This window comes from Photorhabdus aegyptia (genome assembly GCF_000612035.1).
Taxonomy (GTDB): Bacteria; Pseudomonadota; Gammaproteobacteria; order Enterobacterales; family Enterobacteriaceae; genus Photorhabdus; species Photorhabdus akhurstii.
Genome location: NZ_JFGV01000012.1, coordinates 13,633 through 29,940 on the forward strand (window position 1 = coordinate 13,633; position 16,308 = coordinate 29,940).

Below are 16,308 nucleotides of genomic sequence, written 5' to 3' on the forward strand. Positions count from 1 at the left end.
AATGCTGACGTTATTTACCTTCACAAATTGGCGGAACGAACGCCACACCCATATCCCAGGGTTGTTCTATCCAAGTATCTTGAGGAATATCAACAATATAATCATCAACCAGAGGTCGGCCTGCCGGTTTTGCAAAGATAGTCACAAAATGGGCTTTGGGATACATTTCACGGATGGCTTGAGCGGTTCCTCCAGTATCAACCAAATCATCCACAACGATGAAACCTTCACCATCGCCTTCCGCTTTTTTCAGAACATGTAGTTCACGTTGATTATTATGGTCATAGCTGGAAATACAGACTGTATCTACATGACGAATACCCAATTCACGCGCTAAAAGCGCTCCAGGTACAAGACCACCGCGACTCACGGCAATGATGCCTTTCCACTGTTCGACTGGGAGTAAACGTTGCGCCAATTTGCGGGCATGTATTTGCAACATATCCCAGGTTACGACATATTTTTCGCTCATAAAAATCGATCCCGACAACTTAAGAATACTTTAGAAAAGCACCTCGCAAAAAAAGTTGCGCGAATTATAGTGACTTAGGTCGGTAAAAACTAGCGGAAACAGGGAATCGATGAATCGTATTATTCTTAACAAAAGTAAAGTGGTATTCTGAACCCAATAACATCATGGCGTTAAGCGCTCATCATATAGAAACTTAATTGAGATGCAGTCATAGGAGATTAGTCGTGTCAGAACTATCACAATCAGAGCTATCACAATTATCCCCTCAACCTCTATGGGACATCTTTGCCAAAATCTGCTCTATTCCTCACCCTTCTTACCATGAAGAAGCCTTGGCAACCCATATCGTTCAATGGACGCAAGAAAAAGGGTTGCATGTTGAACGTGATCAAGTCGGCAATATTCTGATCAGAAAGCCCGCCAGTAAAGGGTTGGAAAATCGTAAAGCGGTTGTTCTGCAAGCACATCTTGATATGGTGCCGCAAAAAAACAACGATACAGTGCACGATTTCACTAAAGATCCTATCCGTCCTTATATCGATGGTGAATGGGTGACTGCCCTGGGAACAACATTGGGGGCTGATAATGGTATTGGCCTGGCATCAGCATTGGCTGTACTGGCTGATGACAATGTAAAACATGGCCCGCTAGAAGTTTTATTGACCATGACAGAGGAAGCCGGAATGGATGGCGCTTTTGGCCTGCAACCGGGCTGGCTTCAAGCTGATATCTTGATCAATACCGATTCAGAAGAAGAAGGGGAAATCTACATGGGTTGTGCTGGAGGTATCGATTTTACCACCACTTTAGCATTAACTCGTGAAGCTGTTCCGGCTCACTACAAAACACTAAAACTGATCATCAAAGGTCTAAAAGGCGGGCATTCCGGTTGTGATATTCATGTAGGGCTAGGTAATGCCAATAAACTACTGGCACGCTTCCTTGCCGCCCATACTCAGGAATTGGGGCTAAAACTGCTCGATTTCCAGGGCGGTACGCTGCGTAATGCCATTCCTCGTGAAGGCCATGTTATTGTTGCTATCCCTGCCGATAAAGCAACGCAGCTTACCCAATTGAAAGATAAGTACTTGGATATACTGAAAAATGAGTATGCCATCGTTGAGAAAAATCTGACTGTATTACTGGAAGAGGTCGAAACAGACATTCAGGCATTAACTGATGATTGCCAAAACCGTTTTATCTCATTGCTAAACAGTACTCCCAATGGTGTTATCCGTATGAGTGATGTCATCAAAGGCGTAGTAGAAACCTCGCTAAACGTGGGTGTTGTGGCGATGGAACAAGATAAGGTAAATCTCATTTGCTTAATCCGTTCGCTTATCGACAGCGGTAAGTCCTATGTCATAGGTATGCTCTCTTCGCTGGCTAAACTGTCAAATGCTGAGATTTACGCTAAAGGGGATTATCCCGGCTGGCAGCCAGATGCAAGTTCTCCGGTAATGCACTTAGTACGTGAAACTTATCAACAGTTATTCGATAAAATACCTAATATTATGGTGATCCACGCTGGGTTGGAATGTGGTCTATTCAAGAAACCTTATCCTGATATGGATATGGTATCTATCGGGCCAACCATTACGGGCGCTCACTCTCCTGACGAACAAGTGCATATCAAAAGCGTCGGGCAATATTGGCAACTGCTCACTGCAATTCTGAAAGCCATTCCTGAAAAGGCTTAATCAGCTCTCCCCTGCTTCGATGTGATGGCAGGGGAATTACCATTCAAGCAAGAGTTGCCGCTCAATTTCTGGGTCCTGCAACGTCACGTGCAAACCAACCAAACGAACGCCACGCCCTTCCCGGCGAGATGTCCATGTTTTCTGGGCCAATTGCAGTAAATCCTGCTTATCCAATAATGGATGAACATGCTCCTGAGTGGTTAGTTGAAAATCATCAAATTTCAGTTTAACCCCCTGACGGGCAATCCGCAGATCAGGTTTAACGTTACTCAACCGTTTTTCTAATTCCAGATATAAACTTTCTATCAGTTCAGTGCACTGTTCCCATTGATGAATATCTCTCGCAAGTGTCAGCTCCACACCAATTGATTTTCGCAAACGATCTGGATTCACCAACCGTTCATCAATACCGTGACAACGATCCCAAAGTACCTGACCAAATTTCCCCAACTGTTTCACCAAAACAATGACGTCATATTTTTGTACATCAGAACAGGTTTCCAGCCCCATATTAGCCAGCCGTTGCACCATGACTTTGCCAACCCCCGGAATTTTTCGCAAAGGTAAAACCTTAATAAAATCAGCCACTCGATCAGGAGGAATGACATACTGCCCATTCGGTTTATTAATATCAGAAGCGATTTTTGCCAAAAATTTCACCGGTGCAATACCGGCTGATGCCGTCAATTGTAATTCATCAAAAATGGCTTTACGGATCTCCTGTGCGATAAGCGTGGCAGATCCATAACAATGATGGCTATCAGTGACATCCAGATAAGCTTCATCCAATGACAGAGGCTCTATCCACTCAGTATAACGAGACAATATCTGATGGATATGCCGGGAAACCTCCCTATACAGCGCCATACGCCCCGGAAGAACTTTAAGTTGAGGACAGAGTTTCAGCGCCATTGCGGTAGACATTGCACTACGTACCCCAAAACGACGGGCAGGATAATTAGCTGTACTAATAACACCCCTCTTGTCTGCACTGCCGCCCACAGCAATAGGAATATGACAAAGTGACGAATCATCACGCATTTCAATCGCTGCGTAGAAACAATCCATATCAATATGAATAATCTTTCGCATTCTGCTTTAGCCTATCAACAATGACTGTATAAACATACATAAAAATAGACTCAAGAGCAATCTAGTAACAATATCGGCTAGTAACACCATCAGAACGACGGTTAAAAGACACTTTTAGCTCAATTTGAAAATATCTTAATCAATAAAATAATTAATACCGTTATTAACTTTTCACTGCCCGATTCCTTGCGTTAAGTGACCTATCCTGTAAGTGCAACTTTTCTACTTAACGACATTTCAAGGATGCTTATAACAATGAAAAATAGCGGGAAACCACAAAAAACCTCAGCTACAGCGACTACCCAGCCAATTAATCGCACTCTTCATTATGCTTTATCGAGCATAATTATGCTGAGTACTGGCCTGCCAGGTTATCTGGCGGCACAGGAAAATGAAGAGCAGAAAGCAAAAGAAAAACCGGAAAAATCAGAGAAAGTCATCACACTTTCTACACTTTCTGTTATTGGCGGATTGAATAACAGCGTCAATGCTGGAAGCTCGGTATTGAAAAAAGAGGATATTGAACGTACCCAAGCAGATAATATTGCCGAACTGCTCGATCAACTTCCCGGCGTTTCCATGTCAGGATCGCCTCGTCCAGGCGGCCAAACTCTGAATATCTGGGGAATGGGCGATACCGAAGACGTTAAAGTCACCTTAGATGACGCACCGAAAGGCTTCGAGAAATATCGCCAAGGCTCTATCTTTATTGAACCCGAATTAATTAAGCGAGTCGATGTCGATAAAGGCCCACATAATCTACTTGATGGTAATGGCGGATTTGGCGGAACAGTTAAAGTTGTCACCAAAGATGCCAGTGATTTATTACGGCCGGGAGAAGATTTTGGCGGATTGCTGAAATACAGTTATCACACCAATGATCGCCAAAATATTTATAGCAGCGCAGTCTATGGCCGAACAATAGAAGGTTTCGCTGACGGCCTGTTATATATGAGCAAACGAGATGGCGGCAATATTAAACGACCGGATGGCACCCGCTTTGTTTTCTCTAAAAGTGATCAATCATCCTATTTACTGAAAACGAATTTTTACCTGAACGATGCCAATACATTGACACTTTCCGCTATGCGTTCTGATTCTGATGGCTGGCAGCCGTGGGCAGCAAAACGCGATAAAATAAATATACCTTCCGAATACGATATTAATAAATATGGTTGGGATGAAGCTTGGCGTCGGAAGCTGGTTTATCGCGATCAAACAGATCAAAACTACACCACTAAATGGAACCTTGCACCGGAAGATAATCCATTACTTAATCTGACAGCAACTTATGCTTATTCCAAAACAGAACAACATGACAAACGCCCAAAGGATTTAACAAATTCATATTTTGCTTCTCTGGGAAATGAAAGCTGGATTAACTATGTGGATAATCTGGCAGATATAAACAATGAGAGTGTCTTTACCACTGGAGCAATAGAACACTCATTACTCGTTGGAACTCGTTGGCATAAAAACCAACGCAACACCCTTATGAACGACAAAACCAAAGATAAAGACCCTGATTATAATTATGGTTATTTCCAACCAAACTATATGCCATCAGGAGAACAAACAACCCACAGTTTTTATTTACAAGACGCAATGACTATTGGCAGCGTAACCGTAACACCGGGTATTCGTTATGACCATATCAAAAATACCGGTAAGAAAAATATTGCATCTCTCTATAATAACCAATCTCCAGAAATAGGCCACGATTACAGCAGTGTTACCTATACTGGCTGGTCTCCTCATTTAGGCGTCATATGGAAAGCAACACAAAATCTGTCGCTATTTTCTGATTTCAGCCGTACCTGGCGTGCTCCAGTGGTAGATGAACAATATGAATTACAACGAGCAGGTACAACCATTTCTGCCACCAGCCGTAATCTGGATGTAGAAAGAATAACCGGCTTAAGATTCGGTGCAATTCTGGATTTCAACAATTTGTTGACCGATCAAGATAATTTACAAATCCGAACAACACTATTCCGTAACCGAGGAAAGAATGAAATATTTGTTCGTCATGGCAGTGTATTGTGCGAAGCACAAGCTAATGGTGCTCCTATATCAGCTTGTAAGAAACCGATATCCGTTTATGGTAATTTTCCTGGATATACCATCCAAGGGCTAGAAATCGAAACCTTCTATAATAGTAGCTACTTATTCGGCAAACTCTCTTTCTCAACAATGCGTGGGCAAAGAGACGCATCTCCAGTCAATCCGTGGTGGGGAAGTAAAACTTGGATTGCTGAAATTCCACCAACTTCTGCTCACGCCATGCTAGGGGTAAAAATCCCTCAGTGGCAAATGGCGATGGGATGGACTGGTGATTTTATCCGTAAACAAGACCGCTCACCTACAGATAGTGATCCAAAAGCAGGCTACTGGGCACTACCCAAAAGCAAAGGTTATGCACTGCATGGCTTATTTGCCAGTTGGCAACCCAATTTCTGGCAAGGTCTCGAAGCGCGTGTCACAGTAAATAACTTGTTTAATCGTGATTATCGCCCATACCTCGGTGAATCAGTTTCCGGGATTGGACGTAACATTAAATTCAGCGTCTCGCAAAAGTTCTAATATCCCACTAAAAAGTTCCCTCTATATATGAGGGAATTCACTTAAGGCCAACAGCTTGACAGACGATGATCATATGAAAATAATAATCATTTTCATTTATAAAGATTGTTGGAAATCATAATACCAACACCAAAGACATGCCTAAAATTAATAGTTCTGCGCAACAATTTTACTTTGAACATCATGACTGGTTATACAACTGGCTACGCCATAAAGTCCCTTGCCCCTGCCATGCGGAAGATCTCACGCAGGACACTTTCCTGAACGTTTTATCAAGTTCAAATTTGTCAGATATCCGCCAACCACGGTCTTTTCTGGCGACCGTAGCTCGCTGCCTGGTTGCTAACTATTACCGTCGAAGAAAGACCGAAGAGAGCTATTTGGAATATATAAACTCGACACCAGAAATGACTATGCCTTCCGCTGAAAGCAGAATCGCCACATTTGAACAGCTTGAAAAACTTGAGATTACTCTTGATAAATTGCCAATTCAAGTAAAAAGCGCTTTTTTGCTGGCACAGCTACAGGGACTGCGTTATCGCGAAATAGCTGATCAACTCCAAGTTTCTGCCAGCTCAGTAAAGCAATATTTGCAACGAGCGCATAACAAATGTAAAAAAATTCAAATTCTCACTTAAAATTCAAAAAACCGTGTTACATTCAAAACTAATTTAATTTAGAAATCATTAATGAAATTAATTATTTTAACTTAACTATAATTGGATATTATGGAGAAAACGATGCGACACGGAATTACCGCTGCAATCCTACTTTGCTGCTCTGCCAGCACTTTCGCAACAACACCACAAATTATCGCTCATCGTGCCGGTACAGGCGATGCACCTGAAAATACCGAGTACGCAATTTCTAAGTCCTTGGAGAATAAAGCAGATGCTATTTGGATTACTGTCCAGCTTTCAAAGGATGGTATTCCAGTACTTTATCGTCCATCAGACCTAAATAGCTTGACCAATGAAAGTGGACTCGTTTCTGCTTATAAAGCAAGTCAGCTGGCTAAATTTGATGCCGGTTACAAATTTGGCTCTGATGGTCATCATCCATTCCGTAATAAAGGGTTAGGTATTCCAACATTAGGACAAGTCTTAAAAAAATACCCAGATACTTTCTTCTATATTGATCTGAAATCACCGGATGCAGATCCAGCACAACAAGCCAAAGCACTAGAAAAAGTACTAACCAAACAAAAAGCACTTGCCCGTACCCGTTTCTATTCCACTAACGAAACTTACCTTAACGCATTACCAACAACAATTCAGCGTTTTGAAAGCCGAGATAAAACCCGCACCATGCTGGCAAATATCACAATGGCTCACCACTGTGATATCCCTGCAAATACCGACACCGCTCGCTGGTATGGTTTGGAAATGCGCCGTAACGTAGAAGTTGTTGAGAAATATACTCTTGGTGAAGCACGTTCCAAATCAGTACTGTCATGGGATAAGGAAGCAATGGCGTGTTTCCGTGCTAATGGTGGCGCTAACATCATTCTCTTTGGCATTAAAACTGAGGAAGATTTCAAACAAGCTAAAGAGCTTGGCGCCGATGGTGTACTGGTGGATTCTCCCAAGCTGTTCAGTACTTTAAAAACAGAATAAGAATTTAGGGTTCCCAGCAAGAAACTCTTCCAGTAATTATTTTGCAGGAACACTTTCCCCCATACAGACAAAATCTTATATAGACAAAACAAGGCAAAACCCGCAAATTTTGGCGGGTCTTTGCCACTGGAGTAAATAAGGTGCTAATACATATAAAACGCATTTTCCAAACTAAGATAAGCTTTTTAATAATCAATTCCCAATTTCTTTAAGCGTGAGATCAATGTCGTTGGGTTCATTCCCAACAATTTTGCTGCGCCATCATCACCAAAAATTTTCCCTTTGCATTGTTTCACAGCAAGAGAGAAATTTTTAATTTCCAAATCTTTCAGTTGCTGCATAGTCAGCACGATTTCAATTTGTTGAAGTTTATTGTGAATATTCTGATGCGTAGTTTCATTTTGTTGTTGATCTTGTTCTAGCAAATATCTAAAGGAAACAGTGCCTTGTTTCGCTATAATTAGCGCGCGTTCAATGACATTTTGCAATTCACGAATATTGCCAGGCCAGTCATATTGCTGTAGTTCTAAAATATGCCTTTGTGAAAATGGTAGATAATTAATTTTACGCTTGTCACAAATCAACTTAGTAAAATGCGTAACCAAAAGTGGAATATCTTCTTTACGATCACGTAAAGCGGGTGAATAAATCGGGAATACATTTAAACGGAAATAGAGGTCTTCACGAAAGCGCTTGTGTTTAACTTCTTCTTTTAAATTGCGGTTAGTAGCAGCAATAATCCGCACATTCACATGTCGCGTTTTTTCTTCGCCAACCCGCTCAAAGGTTCCTTCCTGCAATACACGCAGCAGTTTACTTTGTAGCTCGATAGGAATTTCGCCAATTTCGTCTAAAAACAGTGTACCCTGATCTGCCAATTCAAAACGTCCGGCACGGTCACGCACAGCCCCAGTAAATGCGCCTTTGACATGTCCGAAAAATTCACTTTCAAACAGTTCCGAAGGAATGGCGGCACAATTGACTCGAATAAGTGGTTGCTGTTGACGGTGACTGGATTGGTGAATAGCACGAGCAATCAGCTCTTTGCCTGTACCTGATTCACCATAAATCATCACATTGGCATCAGTTGGGGCGACCACCTTGATTTTTTCAATAATCTGTAAAATGGATGCACTACTGCCAATAATTTCATCATATTGATTTTCATGTAAAATTTCCTCTTGCAGATATTCATTTTGCTGTTCGAGTCGGCTTTTTAAATCTTGTAGCTCTTCAAGGGCATGGGTTAATTGCTTTTCGGTATTCAGCCGATCGGTAATATCGCGAAACACCACTACCGCGCCAATAATTTCACCATCACGAATCACCGGAGTACTGGTAAATTCCACCGGAAAGCAACTGCCGTCACGACGCCAAAAAATTTCTTGAACCCCCTCATGCACAATACCATCATGCACCGCTGCATAAATCGGGCACTCTTCTTCAGGATAAGGGTCGCCATTTTCATGGGTATGGTGATGAATCTTATGGATATTGTCACTCAATACATCTTCAGGTTGCAGCCCCAACATTTTAGCCCCGACAGGGTTAATAAAAGTACACAAGCCTTGTTTGTTAATACTGTAAATACCGTCACCGACTGAACTCAGCAATAAATGCTTGCCTGTGTCGGAGTCAATAAGTAGCTCTTGTAAGGCTTGCGATTCTTTTAAACCTGTACAAATAGCTTTATCGGTATTTTTATTGAATTGGCGCAATTCTAAATCTTTGACATCCACCAGCGACCATATCAGCAAGGTTTTATTTTTATAGGGCAATGAAACAGAAGTAATATCCAATTGGATTTTTTCACCTTTTTTATCAAAGATATACAGCTCATTGTTCCAAGCCCACCCTTTCGCCAAAGCGCCCTCGGTAAATGCCACAAGATACGGCAGTTGTCTGAAATGACCAAAAATGGAAGTCACCGTTTTTTGAATAATTTCATGACGTTCATATTGTAATAATCGGGTGGCGCTAATATTCACATCAATAAACTGGTTTTGATGTGGGTCCAATACAATTAATGCCTGTGACGTGTGTTCAAATACCAACGGGCGAGTCGAGTCTTCATAAACTACCCAGTCTGAGATAAAGTCAGTCGTATTCATACTATACCCGTCATCTTTCAAGTTGCCTCCTAAAATCCATAGGGTATATGAAGTTTCATAATTTAAGCTATGAAATTTCATAATACTACGAAAAATCCTAATTCCCTAGTAGTTCAAATTATCTCCATGAAAAATATTTTTATAAAAATTAAATGATATTTTTCAATATGATAAGAATTAACTTCCGCTCCAAAATATAACTTGGCACAGCTCTCGCATTAATACAATCAGACTAGACTACATGTTGGTTCATTCCCAAATAACATTGAACTAGGAGTTGGTTATGCCAAACATTGATATCGAACAATATAAAGACGGCGATTTTCTTGTCGATTATGAAGAAAAAGTGTTTGAGGACGTCAAAGCCCAGCCAGGTGAAAAGGCATTGGTGACTTTCCATACCGTTGCATTTGAAGGATCAATTGGCTTGGTCAATGTGTTACAGGCAAAACGTCTGTTGCGTAAAGGCTTTGAAACCAAAATCTTGCTTTACGGCCCAGGCGTGCAATTGGGTGTACAACGCGGTTTTCCAACTTTAGGGGCAGAAGCTTTTCCGGGTCATCTGGCCGTCAATAATCAGTTGAAAGCCTTTATGGCAGAAGGCGGCGAAGTCTATGCCTGCCGTTTTGCGTTGCAAGCATTATATGGGCAAACCGAAAAAGCGCTTATTCCGGGAATTCGGCCAATTAATCCATTGGATGTGATGGATTTAAGACTGCTGATGCGTCGCGACAATGCCTTAATCATTGATACCTGGACTGCCTAAGTAAACATAAACTATAAGGGGATAAGGTTATGAACCGAATAATTAAAGCTGCCGCTGTGCAATGTAGTCCAGTGCTTTATAGTCAAACCGCAACGGTAAAAAAAATCTGTGACATTATTTTAGAGCTTGGAAAACAAGGAGTGCAATTTGCAGTCTTTCCTGAAACCGTCGTGCCTTATTACCCTTATTTCTCCTTTGTACAACCGCCATTTGCTATGGGTAAAGAACATTTAAAGCTGTTGAATGAATCGGTGGTTGTCCCTTCCGAAGCAACTTTAGCGATTGGTCAAGCCTGCCTTGAAGCCAACATGGTGGTGTCGATTGGCATTAATGAACGCGCGGGCAGTACGATTTATAACGCGCAACTGTTATTTAATGCCGACGGTTCAATCATTCAGCATCGCCGCAAAATTACCCCAACTTACCATGAACGAATGGTGTGGGGACAAGGCGACGGCAGTGGTTTACGCGCCATTAATTCTGCGGTGGGGCGTATTGGCTCGCTGGCATGTTGGGAACATTACAACCCATTGGCGCGTTTTGCCTTGATGGCTGATGGCGAACAAATTCATGCGGCCATGTTTCCCGGTTCGTTGGTAGGGCAAGTCTTTGCCGATCAAATCCGCGTAACCATTCAACACCATGCTTTAGAGTCTGGCTGCTTTGTGGTCAATGCCACCGCATGGCTGCATCCCGAGCAACAACAGCAAATTATGCAGGATACCGGCTGTAATATCGGCCCAATTTCAGGAGGATGTTTTGCCGCCATCGTTTCTCCCGAAGGCAAACTCCTGGCTGAACCGATCACACAAGGTGAAGGTTATTGCATTGCCGATCTGGACTTTAGCCTGATTGATAAACGCAAACGCATGATGGATTCGATTGGACATTACAGCCGTCCTGAATTGCTCAGCTTATTGATTGATCGTCGTCCAACACACGTATTACATGAACTGAAAGTTGAAACATCAACTCAAAGTCATCTCGAAAAGCTCTCAAAATTTAATGAAGAACATGCCGAAACCGTATTGATGTAAACCCGATCGATAGGGGGTTAAAGATGTCTGCAACACAACTATTAACCAATTTGCAATTATTAACCGACTTGCAATGTAATGGTCTGAACTGGGAAGGCGATTTTGGCTTGTCCCGTAAAGGCGGCGCAGGGCCAAGCGATCATAAGGCCCTGAGCCTTGACGGACAGACCATGATGATTCCTGTGCTGAACCTTGCGGCACAAGACTCTCCCTACACCGCAAAGCCTGAACCGCACTCTGACAAAGTGATTGTCTTTAAAAACCGGATTCCTGTAGCGACCTTAACTGCACCTGCACGACCCCGTTTTTATGATTTAAAAACCGCCGAAGGCATTGCCTACGAACAAATTGCGACCTTACATAGCCGTGATGTGTTGGCGACAACAGTGTTACAGCATTGCATTCGTATGAAAGACAAGGCAACTGCCTGCCAATTTTGCTCGATTGATCAGTCTCTAAAAGAGGGGCGAACCTTGCCCCGTAAACGCCCGGAACAATTGGCTGAGGTAGCGAAAGCCGCCGTTGAACTGGATGGCGTTAAGCAAATGGTGATCACCACAGGTACGCCAAACACGGGAGATCGCGGCGCCAAAATTTTATATGACTCAGTTAAAGCGATTAAGGCGCAAGTAGATTTGCCGATACAGGTACAGTGCGAACCACCTGATGATTTTGCCTGGTTTCAACGTTTAAAAGATGCAGGCGCGGTGTCGATCGGCATGCACCTTGAGGCGGTAAGTGAACGTGTACGGCAGAAAATTATGCCAGGCAAAGCCGAAGTCTCGTTGGCAAAATATTTTGCGGCATTTGAGGCAGCCGTTGCGGTGTACGGCCGAGGACAGGTCAGTACCTACATTTTGGCCGGTTTGGGCGATACCGAACTAGAAATCGTGGAGATGAGCGCCAAACTGACTGAAATGGGGGTGTATCCATTTGTGGTACCGTTTGTACCGATTCAAGGCACACCATTAGAGCATCACCCTAAACCTGATCAAGCTTTTATGCAGTCGCTCTATCCGAAAATTGGACGGCAACTCAAACAACATGGTTTGAACTCCGAAAATACCCAAGCAGGCTGTGCTAAATGTGGCGCTTGCTCTTCGCTGAAAGCATATGAATAAGGAGAATGTGATATGAAACCTCACTATCCTTGGCTGCTTGAGCAAAATAAAGGGTTGAAACAATTTGTTAGCGATGACATTGCCATCAAAATTGTGTCGGAAGATTGGGAGCGTCGCCAATATTATCGTTTGCGTGAAATGACCTTTCGCGATGAACAGAAAATCTTACAAGAAGATCGTGACGAATACGATGTTAAAGCATTAGGCATTGTTGCCATTGAGAAAATGTTTGGTGAGCATGATCGAGTGATTGGCGCAGTACGGATTTTCCCTGATGGCGAACAGACATGGTATGGCGGGCGTTTATGCGTCGAACCTTTATATCGACGTCGCCATATCATTGGTAAAGCGTTAATTAATACCGCGGTATCGACCGCTAAAAACCTAGGATGCCGTACTTTTTTAGCCACCGTGCAAAGTCAAAATGAGCACTATTTCCAAAGGTTGTGTTGGGATAGTTTGCGACAATTGACCGTTGCCAACATTCCACATGTGCTGATGCAGGCACAGATTGAAAACTATCCGTTACCGCATGTCCCGATGCAAGCCTATATGCAGAAGGAGACGCAATGATGGAACTCAATCAATTACTCGAAATGTTAAAACATACGCCTGCTATGCAGTCCAAACAGGCGATTGCTCACCATGCTTCAATTAACACAACTTGCCATGTGGATTCATTGGATAGCTTATATGCCTATCCCGGAGATGACACGGCAGCAGTGCCGCTGAATGGTCAATATATATTGCACGCCTGTGAAGGCATGTTACCCAGTTTTGTGACCAATCATCCTTATTTTGCGGGATGGTCAGCGGTCATGGCGAATATTAGTGATATTGCCGCAATGGGGGGTCGGGCGTTATCAGTGGTGAACAGTTTTTGGCATACCAGTAGCGAACATGCCCAGTTGTTAATGCAAGGTATACAGGATGCTTGCAACGCTTATGGTGTGTTATTGGTCGGAGGGCATACCAACATTGGCGTAGTTTATCAGCCCACTTTATCCGTTGCGATTCAAGGCATAGCGCGAAAACTACTCTCGGTGTTGCATGTCAAACCACAACAAAAAATTCTGATCGCTTTAAATCTAAAAGGGCGATTCCACCCCAATACCACTTATTGGAAATGCTTTGAGCGTGTGCCTGACCGCATTTTACAGTCACAAATTGCCTTGTTGCCGCAATTGGCGGAGACAAATCTGGCTCATGCCGCCCGTGATATTAGCAATGCCGGTATTCTAGGCAGTTTGTTGATGCTACTCGAAGCGACAGCATCGGGGGCACAGATCAACTTAGATGCCATTCCTAAACCTGATGATGTGGACTGGTTTAAATGGCTACAAATCTTCCCCAGTTTTGGTTTTTTACTGACGGCCGATGCAAATGAATGTGAAGCAATAATCGAACTGTTTCACCGTCAGGGCATTGCCTGCGCGGTGATTGGTGAAACCAATGCCTGTGGCGTGGTTGCCGTGCAACAACAAAAGCGGCACGGCATATTTTGGGATTTTAACCGCCAAATATTCACCGGTTTTTGTTATGCCGATGCTTTAAAAAAGTTACAGGCTCAATCCATACAGATTAAACCTAAAAGTCAGCAGGAGTCGATGTTATGCCCAGTGTGAATTTTACTGTGAAATGGCCGAATGGGGAGCTGATTCAATATTACTCACCCTCAACAGTGATTTATGAATACCTGTCCATTGGTCAACGTTACCCAAGTACGGAGTTCTTACATCAAGTTGAAAATGGTCTGCATGCCGCATCGGAAAGGGTACGGGCGCGTTATGGCTTTTTCTGTAGCTCGGCCGTGGACAATCTGGCGATTATCAAACGCCAAGCCAAATTCTTCGGGCTAAATCCAGAAGATCAAATTGAAGTTATTGAAATGAAGAATCAATGAGAGGGATATCCCATGTTAAGTATCCAAAATCAAATGTTACAGCCAAATTACGATGTGGTCATTGTTGGTGGTGGTCAGGCAGGTTTATGTATCAGTCACTATTTGCAAAAAGCAGGCATTAACCATGTAGTATTGGAAAAAGAATCCGAGTTGACCCATAGCTGGCGCCATAAACGTTGGGATAATTTCACTTTGGTGACACCAAACTGGCAATGTCTATTGCCTGAACATCCTTATCAAGGGAAAGATCCTGACGGCTTTATGAAAAAGCCTGAAATTGTGGCATATCTTGACGAATTTATTGAAAAGACTAATCCTCCTGCCATTTTAAATATTCAGGTAGAACATGTGAAAAAAGTGGCGGCACATGAGTTTGTCATTAAAACCAATCACGGTATAACCACAGCCAAACAGCTTGTCGTTGCAGCAGGAGGATATCACACCCCGATTTACCCAAAATTAAGCGCTGCCTTGCCTAAACATGTGAAAGTGATGCATTCGGAAGAATATTTAAATGCAGACCAACTGCCAGAAGGTGCTGTATTGGTCGTTGGATCAGGACAATCCGGTGCACAGATTGCCGAAGATTTACATCTGGCAGGCAAAAAAGTCTATTTATCGACAGGCAATGCACCACGTTGCGCTCGCTTCTATCGCGGTAAAGATGTGGTGAAATGGCTGTTTGATATGGGGTATTACGAAACTACCGTTGAAAATCATCGCTATAGTGAAGAAGTGCGTAATAGCACCAACCACTATGTCACAGGGCGTGACGGCGGGCGTGACATTGACCTGCGTAAATTTGCCTTAGAAGGTATGCAACTGTTCGGACATTTTAATGACTTTAAAGAGGGTCAATTTTGGTTTAGACCAGATTTATCGGAAAACCTGGACCTTGCCGATACCACTTATAATCGCATTAATGCCTCAATTGATGAATATTTAGAGAAAAACAATATTGCAACCGACGAACCTGCATCGGCATATCAACCTGTTTGGCAGCCTGAACAGGAAATCACACACATTGACTTAGTAAAAGAAAATATCTCGTCAGTGATTTGGTGTATTGGTTTTAAACCAGATTATTCATGGATTGATTTAGATATTTTTCAAGCCAATGGTTATCCAAAACATAACCGCGGTATTACCATTGATCCAGATGTCACATTTATTGGTTTGCCGTGGTTATATACATGGGGTTCCGGACGTTTTCTCGGGATCGATCAGGATGCCGCCTATGTGGTACAGCATATTGGGCAACAAATAAGTCAGCAAAATATGCATATGTTATCTACTTTAATTAAAGGTGATAAATCTGCAATCAAAGATAAAAGAATATCTCAAATGTGAAATTCCTAACTTCGCCTGACAGAATATTTTTAAATTCTTATTTTTTTAATAAGAGCAAAATAAGGCATTTTACTTTTCAAACCATCATGTGGTCGTTGTAAAATGCCTCCTATTCAACCAATTTAAATAGTGAATTTTAAACTGATAATACTTATAAAGGAGTTTTTTAGATACTTATGGCATAGGCGTTATTGAAAATATTTTACGGACAATAACAGGCTTCAGTTTTCCTTTCGGCAAATTTTACGTTTCATAAAACACAATTTCATTTTTAGCAACGAAGTAGGAAAACAAAAAATTAAATGCCAAATGAAAAACCAGTATTTTGTCAACAAGTGTGGTTTTAAAATCTAGAAAAAAATCAAGCATATCATTAATCAAAATCAGTGTTGCAAAAACGGGGGGGACTATAGATTTTACGCTCTCCTGTGGAATAACCTCCAAATTTGACAATCAATTTAATCGAGGATCTAAAATATCTATTACTTTAACTAAGACTTCATCAACGATATTAGGTTCAGGTTGTGCCGAATAGGTAGTTTTACGTTCATTCAAAT

14 protein-coding genes are annotated in these 16,308 nt (G+C 42.3%); 11 read left to right on the forward strand and 3 right to left on the reverse strand.

Annotated features, from left to right (window positions below):
* Positions 1–10 precede the first annotated feature (10 nt).
* A complete protein-coding gene (gpt, locus tag BA1DRAFT_RS05300) occupies positions 11–472 on the reverse strand; it encodes a xanthine phosphoribosyltransferase (protein WP_036776832.1) in 462 nt (153 codons plus the stop codon).
* A gap of 224 nt (positions 473–696) precedes the next feature.
* Between gpt and pepD the strand changes: the two genes are divergently transcribed.
* Entirely contained in the window at positions 697–2,172 is a 1,476-nt protein-coding gene (gene pepD / locus BA1DRAFT_RS05305; RefSeq protein WP_036776833.1) for a beta-Ala-His dipeptidase, read from the forward strand.
* Between the two features lie 36 nt (positions 2,173–2,208).
* On the opposite strand, the gene dinB is transcribed toward pepD, so the two are convergent.
* On the reverse strand, positions 2,209–3,264 hold the full coding sequence (dinB, locus tag BA1DRAFT_RS05310; protein WP_036776834.1) for a DNA polymerase IV: 1,056 nt from the start codon (positions 3,262–3,264) through the stop codon (positions 2,209–2,211).
* Positions 3,265–3,519: 255 nt separating this feature from the next.
* Here dinB and BA1DRAFT_RS05315 point away from each other — a divergent pair, with 255 nt between their 5' ends.
* The 3 genes from BA1DRAFT_RS05315 to BA1DRAFT_RS05325 all read left to right on the forward strand — a co-directional run bounded on the left by BA1DRAFT_RS05315 (position 3,520) and on the right by BA1DRAFT_RS05325 (position 7,463).
* Positions 3,520–5,847, forward strand: a complete 2,328-nt coding sequence (locus tag BA1DRAFT_RS05315; RefSeq protein ID WP_051560670.1) for a TonB-dependent hemoglobin/transferrin/lactoferrin family receptor — start codon at positions 3,520–3,522, stop codon at positions 5,845–5,847.
* Positions 5,848–5,984: 137 nt separating this feature from the next.
* Complete coding sequence (locus BA1DRAFT_RS05320; protein ID WP_036776836.1) at positions 5,985–6,485, forward strand: sigma-70 family RNA polymerase sigma factor; 501 nt, start codon at positions 5,985–5,987, stop codon at positions 6,483–6,485.
* Positions 6,486–6,587: 102 nt separating this feature from the next.
* Positions 6,588–7,463: a glycerophosphodiester phosphodiesterase family protein gene (locus BA1DRAFT_RS05325; protein WP_036776838.1), complete on the forward strand. Its 876-nt coding sequence runs from the start codon at positions 6,588–6,590 to the stop codon at positions 7,461–7,463.
* 185 nt (positions 7,464–7,648) lie between these two features.
* On the opposite strand, the gene BA1DRAFT_RS05330 is transcribed toward BA1DRAFT_RS05325, so the two are convergent.
* Positions 7,649–9,574: a sigma 54-interacting transcriptional regulator gene (locus BA1DRAFT_RS05330; protein ID WP_036776929.1), complete on the reverse strand. Its 1,926-nt coding sequence runs from the start codon at positions 9,572–9,574 to the stop codon at positions 7,649–7,651.
* 283 nt (positions 9,575–9,857) lie between these two features.
* On the opposite strand from BA1DRAFT_RS05330, the gene BA1DRAFT_RS05335 reads away from it, so the two are divergent.
* Genes BA1DRAFT_RS05335 through BA1DRAFT_RS05365 form a run of 7 tightly spaced genes read left to right on the forward strand, consistent with a single transcriptional unit; the run spans position 9,858 to position 15,751 of the window.
* Positions 9,858–10,340: an MSMEG_0572/Sll0783 family nitrogen starvation response protein gene (locus tag BA1DRAFT_RS05335; RefSeq protein WP_036776840.1), complete on the forward strand. Its 483-nt coding sequence runs from the start codon at positions 9,858–9,860 to the stop codon at positions 10,338–10,340.
* A gap of 29 nt (positions 10,341–10,369) precedes the next feature.
* Positions 10,370–11,377 (forward strand): Nit6803 family nitrilase, encoded by a 1,008-nt coding sequence (locus BA1DRAFT_RS05340; RefSeq protein WP_036776842.1) that lies wholly within the window; start codon positions 10,370–10,372, stop codon positions 11,375–11,377.
* A 23-nt stretch (positions 11,378–11,400) separates the two neighbouring features.
* Positions 11,401–12,498 (forward strand): MSMEG_0568 family radical SAM protein, encoded by a 1,098-nt coding sequence (locus BA1DRAFT_RS05345; protein ID WP_036776844.1) that lies wholly within the window; start codon positions 11,401–11,403, stop codon positions 12,496–12,498.
* Positions 12,499–12,510: 12 nt separating this feature from the next.
* The gene (locus tag BA1DRAFT_RS05350) at positions 12,511–13,071 is read left to right on the forward strand and encodes an MSMEG_0567/Sll0786 family nitrogen starvation N-acetyltransferase (protein ID WP_036776846.1); all 561 of its coding nucleotides are present in this window, start codon (positions 12,511–12,513) and stop codon (positions 13,069–13,071) included.
* Positions 13,068–14,123, forward strand: coding sequence for a sll0787 family AIR synthase-like protein (locus BA1DRAFT_RS05355; protein ID WP_036776848.1), 1,056 nt, complete (start codon positions 13,068–13,070; stop codon positions 14,121–14,123). The genes BA1DRAFT_RS05350 and BA1DRAFT_RS05355 overlap by 4 nt, the downstream gene beginning before the upstream one ends.
* Positions 14,111–14,401 carry an MSMEG_0570 family nitrogen starvation response protein gene (locus BA1DRAFT_RS05360; protein WP_036776849.1) on the forward strand — a complete coding sequence of 97 codons (291 nt, stop codon included), beginning with the start codon at positions 14,111–14,113 and terminating at the stop codon, positions 14,399–14,401. The genes BA1DRAFT_RS05355 and BA1DRAFT_RS05360 overlap by 13 nt, the downstream gene beginning before the upstream one ends.
* Positions 14,402–14,413: 12 nt before the next feature.
* Positions 14,414–15,751, forward strand: a complete 1,338-nt coding sequence (locus BA1DRAFT_RS05365) for an MSMEG_0569 family flavin-dependent oxidoreductase (RefSeq protein ID WP_036776850.1) — start codon at positions 14,414–14,416, stop codon at positions 15,749–15,751.
* Positions 15,752–16,308 lie beyond the last annotated feature (557 nt).